Origin of the sequence: Flagellimonas flava (genome assembly GCF_050617915.1) — a bacterium.
In the GTDB taxonomy this organism is placed as follows: domain Bacteria; phylum Bacteroidota; class Bacteroidia; order Flavobacteriales; family Flavobacteriaceae; genus Flagellimonas; species Flagellimonas flava_A.
Window position 1 is genome coordinate 1 of the sequence record NZ_JBODQE010000026.1, and the last position, 347, is coordinate 347.

Sequence of the window (347 nt, forward strand, 5' to 3'; positions counted from 1 at the left end):
CTCCCCGCGTACACTATCCCCGGTATTGGAACAGGTGAATACGGTACCATCAGTCATTTTGATGGCAATGGAGTAGATGAACACATCTCCCCCTTCAATTTCCGTAGCGTGTAAGTTTAAAGCTGTAAAAATTTCATCAGCTGTTAATTCAAGGGTCTTTTCTGGAAGGCCGTTGGAATTGGAAGTAAGAGAGGACACATTGACTGTTTCTATTAATACTGGAGCCACAGAAGAATCATCTTCGGTATCGGGATGCGCGTCGGTAGAATTGTCCTGAAAGGCAATACTAAAATCCAAGGAAACCACCTCCGTTGCATCTTGTGATACAACCTCTCCCGTTAAGGAAT

At 44.1% G+C, this 347-nt stretch carries 1 protein-coding gene; it reads right to left on the reverse strand.

Going from position 1 to position 347, the window contains the following annotated elements:
* On the reverse strand, positions 1-347 hold a 347-nt coding region (locus ACRHOZ_RS20830), incomplete at both ends, for a hypothetical protein (protein ID WP_431130165.1).